Annotated in this window: 5 protein-coding genes and 1 pseudogene; 5 read left to right on the top strand and 1 reads right to left on the bottom strand. The window is 48.5% G+C overall.

Annotation, left to right across the window (positions count from 1 at the left end; genetic code table 11):
• The 3 genes from PHU49_14630 to PHU49_14620 all read left to right on the top strand — a co-directional run.
• The coding region (locus tag PHU49_14630) for a hypothetical protein (GenBank protein ID MDD5245241.1) at positions 1-190 on the top strand (190 nt) is incomplete at its 5' end.
• Positions 191-207: 17 nt separating this feature from the next.
• The gene (locus tag PHU49_14625) at positions 208-1,035 is read left to right on the top strand and encodes a TraB/GumN family protein (protein MDD5245240.1); all 828 of its coding nucleotides are present in this window, start codon (positions 208-210) and stop codon (positions 1,033-1,035) included.
• A 2-nt stretch (positions 1,036-1,037) separates the two neighbouring features.
• Positions 1,038-1,877, top strand: coding sequence for a hypothetical protein (locus tag PHU49_14620; GenBank protein MDD5245239.1), 840 nt, complete (start codon positions 1,038-1,040; stop codon positions 1,875-1,877).
• Between the two features lie 188 nt (positions 1,878-2,065).
• On the opposite strand, the gene PHU49_14615 is transcribed toward PHU49_14620, so the two are convergent.
• Entirely contained in the window at positions 2,066-3,601 is a 1,536-nt protein-coding gene (locus PHU49_14615) for a putative sulfate exporter family transporter (GenBank protein ID MDD5245238.1), read from the bottom strand.
• Between the two features lie 227 nt (positions 3,602-3,828).
• On the opposite strand from PHU49_14615, the pseudogene nifU reads away from it, so the two are divergent.
• Together nifU and PHU49_14605 are read left to right on the top strand one after the other, a co-directional pair.
• Positions 3,829-4,203 (top strand): annotated as a pseudogene (gene nifU, locus PHU49_14610) (Fe-S cluster assembly scaffold protein NifU).
• Between the two features lie 173 nt (positions 4,204-4,376).
• Positions 4,377-4,909, top strand: a 533-nt coding sequence (locus PHU49_14605) for an aminotransferase class V-fold PLP-dependent enzyme (GenBank protein MDD5245237.1), incomplete at its 3' end; no start/stop codon positions are given.

Raw genomic sequence — 4,909 nt, 5'->3', positions numbered from 1 at the left:
TGAAATGATCAATCTCGCGCAGGAAAAGGGGAAGAATTTGATCAATCTGGGACTGGGCGTCAATAGCGGGATCAGGAGGTTCAAGGAGAAATGGGGTGGCGTGCCGTTCCTCAGATATGAATTCCGTGAGTATAAACTCGGACAAAAGCGAACCTTCTCGATCTTAGACGCAATCACATCGAAGTTATAGCGGCAATAGGGGAAGCAATGGTTTTCTGGCGATCACGGGAAAAGAAGTTCAGGATGGTCTGGGAGATTGAACGGGATGGTATGAAAAATTTTCTTGCAGGGAGCGCCCATTTTTTCCCCTACAGTTTCAGACAATCCCTCATTGAGCTCATCGGCAGGACAACATCAGTCCTCTTCGAAGGCCCCCTCGATGAAACAAACATGGGCAAGGTGAGGCAGGACGGCATTGAGGCAAAAGAAGCAGAGAAGATCACCGACCTGTTAGACAAGAAGACACTGTCGGAAATCAGCAGGGAGTTCATGGAGACCGTCCCTCCTGACGACTCTCTTTCGTTGTATGCGGATCTGTTCAACAGGGACAAGAAAACGCTCATCCCCGACGAAATCAACAGGTTGAAACCATGGATGGCCTTCTTCGTGATCTGGTCGCATTACCTGAAAAAAAGGGGCTGGATATATTCCGTTGACCTTGAAGCACTATCAGTGGCTAAAGAACTGGGTAAAGATATCCATTACCTCGAAACCATCGAGGAGCAGATCGAAGCATTAAACGGCATACCCATTGAAAGGATCGTCAATTTTTTTCGCAGGATGAAGGAATGGGAGAAATTTGCAAAGCACCACGCGCGTCACTATCTTAAGGGCGATATAGGGACCGTGGTATCGGCAATCGGGGATTTTCCGTCCCGTTGCGAGTCCATCGTGGAAAAGCGGGACCCGATCATGTTCGAGAGGATGATGCCGTTCATCGAAAGGGGGGACGCTGTAGCATTTGTAGGCACCACCCATATACGGGGCATTAAAGGGATGCTCGAGGAAAAGGGGTATACTGTAACCAAACCTTGACGATGATATCAGCGACTGAATCAGATTTTATACGGAACAACGCCTGTGTACCGGAACACACAACCGGTTACGTAACAGCCATCTCAGGAGGCGAACCGTATCTCTTTGGACCCTATCTCTGCTATATAACAAAGGGATCGCTTGTTTTCGTAGGATATCCGCTGGGAGAACCGTTTGATGAAAAGAGGATGAAAAGGGCACTCGATGATGCTGTAAAACGGTTAAAACCGGAAGAGATAGCCCTGATAGCGCCCGTAGTGTCATTAAAAAATGATGCCATTGTTGAGAAAACATCGGACCATTATTACAGGCTGGATGCCCGCACCCTTCGTGTCGCTCCAAAAACACTGAATATGATACGCCGGGCTGCAAGGGAAATAACTATCGAGAAGGCGAGACAATACAGTGATGAGCATACTGAGCTGGTCAAAGATTTTTTAGGTTCGCATCCTGTACAAACCGGTACGGAATTTATTTTTGAGCATATCCGCGATTATACCGCCTCCTCCGATACAGCCCTGGTAATAAATGGCAGAAACCGCGACGGAAGACTCGCAGCATTCGACATTGCTGAGTTTGGCGCGAAAGATTATGCCTTTTACATGTTCAATTTTGTTTCCAGAAGGTACTACATTCCCGGCATCTCTGATGCCCTCCTTTATGAGATCGTGAAAATGGCCCGGGAGCAAGGAAAGAGATATGTGAACCTTGGACTGGGCATCAATAAAGGAATAGTTTTTTTTAAGCTGAAATGGGGCGGCGTCCCCTTCATGCCTTATGAGTACATGCTCTATCGTCGCACAAAAAATACTATCCTGGAATCGCTTTTACAGAAGCTGTAAAGGCAGCCCATGTAACACATCGTATGTCGTATTTCGTATATCGTATATCGAGACCACAAAAAAGAACGTTCGTCGTGATGCGTTCGGCGTTGGGCGTAAGGGAAAAAGCACACTGAACGTCTTAAAAAGGCAGGGAGCGTGTTCGCTCCCTGCCTTTTTACTATCTACTATATACTATCTACTGCTTTTTAGAACGTCGGTACCGGGAATAAGACCCCGCCGAAGATAAGCCATGCGAAAAGCAATGTCCAGAAGATATTGAAGAACTGTGCAATGAGGAACGCGGCGGCCGGCCTTCCGCCGCCCATGGAAACAAGTTCTTTAAACTTCGTATCAAGCCCGATGCAGAGAAATGCGAGTGTGAACCACCAACCCCTCAACCCTTTGGTAATATTCGTCACTGCCTTTGCTGATGACTCCTCCATCAGGAAGGAGAAGACAAGGGAAGCGATGATAAACCCGACAACGAACTTGGGGAACCTGAACCAGATCTCCATCATGGTCGGTTTTTCACCTGCGGCCTGTCCCTTGAAGGTAAACCAGATGGCAAGGAAGAATGCAACAAACCCGATCAGCACGTTCTGTGCCATCTTGACGACAACGGCGACGGCCATCGCTGCATCACCGGCAATAGCACCCGCTGCAACCACGGCACCTGTTGTATCGATCGTCCCGCCGATCCATGCGCCCGCTACTGCCGCCGACATGCCTACTCCTTTTGCAATAAGGGGCTCTATTATCAGCATTGGTATAGCGCAGAGGAGGACCAGCGATATGGTGTGGCTTATCTTCTTCTGGTCACCCTTAACGGCACCTCCAGCAGCAATGGCAGCGGAGACGCCGCAGATAGAAACTGCGGTACCAAGGATTGACGCGAATTCATCGTCAAGGCCGAGCTTCTTTGCTATCCAGTAGCATACATAGAAAACGGCAAGAATGACGATGATTGACTGTATCATCCCGTAGGCCCCTACCTTTGCGATCGTCGTGAAGAGCACCTCGGCGCCGAGAAGGACAAGGCCGATCTTGATAAAAAACTCTGTCTTGACGGCGGTCTTGAGCCATTCAGGGACACCGACGGTGTTGCTGATGATCAGACCGAAGATGAGTGACCAAAAAACGACCTCAAGGCCGTAGTGGGTAACTGTGGTATTTCCTGCAACAAGGAAGGAGAGCGCAGACAGGATATAAACAATAGGGAACCCAAGGGTGAATTTACCAAAGGACATGCCCATAATGGCCATACTGATACCGCCGAGTATCCATAAACCGATCAGCAGATAGAGGGCCTTGAGCAGGTTGGCACCGGAAAGGATCTTGCCGATGGTGTTGCCGGCATCACCTTTCATGTCCTTACCCACCTTCCCGGCCTTCTTCGCTATATCCTTATCCTTGGCATCCTTTGCCACCTTTTCGACCTTACCGGCGGCATCGCCGATCGCCTTCCTGTCTTTTCCATCGATGGCTGTTTTAAGGGCAAGCAGTTCTTTCTGAACGTTCTGTTCCCCTTTTCCTTCAGCGTCCTTAGCGAGTGCCTCGACCTTTGAGGCGGCACCTGCAGCCTTTTCAAAAAAGGCACCGTCCGTCATCCACTTCCAGCCGGGCAGTTTAAAGGTTGCACCGGCCATAAAGATAATAAGGATTAAAAAACCGATCCATACAGACATCCAGTCGTCTTTCTTCCAGAGCGTGGTCCAGTCAATACCCTGCTTTTTCTCCTCCATAGACTACCCCCTTTCGTTATGATTATTGGAATTCACATTGTTGAAGTCATCTTATATCTTATACCTTATTAGCGAAGTTTTCGGAACTTGTCAACCCCCCTTTTTTTTTATGTCCGGGCAGGTCAAAGATCATGTGTATGGCACGGTGATACACAGGATATATACCTTGAAAAAAAAATTAAATGGCTTATATTGTAAAAATACGGAAGCGCAAAAAGGAGGTATCTATGCAGTATTCCGAAATAGTCATGGAACATTTTAAAAATCCCAAAAATGTCGGTAAGATAGAAAGCGCCGACGGTGTTGGCGAGGTCGGCAACCCAGTATGTGGCGATATGATGACCATCGCCATCAAGGTAAAGGATAACCGCATTGATGACATTAAATTTGAGACCTACGGCTGCGGCGCTGCCATAGCAGTATCAAGCATGGTTACGGAAATGGCAAAGGGTAAAACACTTGACGAGGCGATGAAGATCACCAACGATTCCGTGGCACATGAACTGGGCGGGCTCCCTAAGAACAAGCTCCACTGTTCAAACCTTGGCGCCGATGCCCTCCACAAGGCGATTATGAATTATTACGAGCGCAAGGAAGGCAAAACAGAAAAGAAGGACGAAAAGGTCGAATTCATCGGTGAAAGGGCCAAAAAGGACAAATGCTATTGTCCGTACTGCGACACCGAATTGCCTAAACAGTCCCCTTTCTGCACAAAGTGCGGAAAACCGACAATAGAGCATTAATAATACTGAGCACAGGAGAGGAGTAAACCACTATGGACATAACCTACTTTGATAACATCTCTGCCACACATCTCCACCCGGAGGTAAAAGAGGCACTTATCGATTACATACAAAAGGATGGATTCGGCAACCCTTTAAGCCAGCACCGCATAGGGGACAGCGCCTCAGAGGTGTTGGAAGATGCACGCGCCAAGGTTGCCGGGCTTATCAATGCAAAAGATTCGGAGATCGTCTTCACCTCCGGAGGGACGGAGTCGATCAACCACGCTATCAAGGGCGTTGCCTTCGCAAGGGCAAAAAAAGGCAAACATATCATCAGCACGAACATCGAGCACCAGTCAGTGGCAAGAACGCTCAGGATGCTCATGAGGATGGGCTACCAGGTAACCCTGATCCCCGTTGATAAGTACGGCCTTGTCGATCCGGGGGCAGTGGAAAAGGCAATCACTGACCAGACGATCCTCATCACAGTCATGCATGCCAACAATGAGATAGGGACCGTTGAGCCCATCGCTGAAATAGGCAGGATTGCAAAAGCTAAAAATGTGACCTTTCACAGCGACGC

It is taken from the genome of Syntrophorhabdaceae bacterium, from assembly GCA_028713955.1.
Classification (GTDB): Bacteria; Desulfobacterota; Syntrophorhabdia; order Syntrophorhabdales; family Syntrophorhabdaceae; genus UBA5609.
This window is presented reverse-complemented; position numbering and strand designations above follow the sequence as displayed.

Coding starts and splice junctions, on each gene's coding strand:
- PHU49_14620 (MDD5245239.1), top strand. CDS start 1,038: ATGATATCAGCGACTGAATCAGATTTTATACGGAACAACGCCTGTGTA.
- PHU49_14625 (MDD5245240.1), top strand. CDS start 208: ATGGTTTTCTGGCGATCACGGGAAAAGAAGTTCAGGATGGTCTGGGAG.
- PHU49_14615 (MDD5245238.1), bottom strand. CDS start 3,601: ATGGAGGAGAAAAAGCAGGGTATTGACTGGACCACGCTCTGGAAGAAA.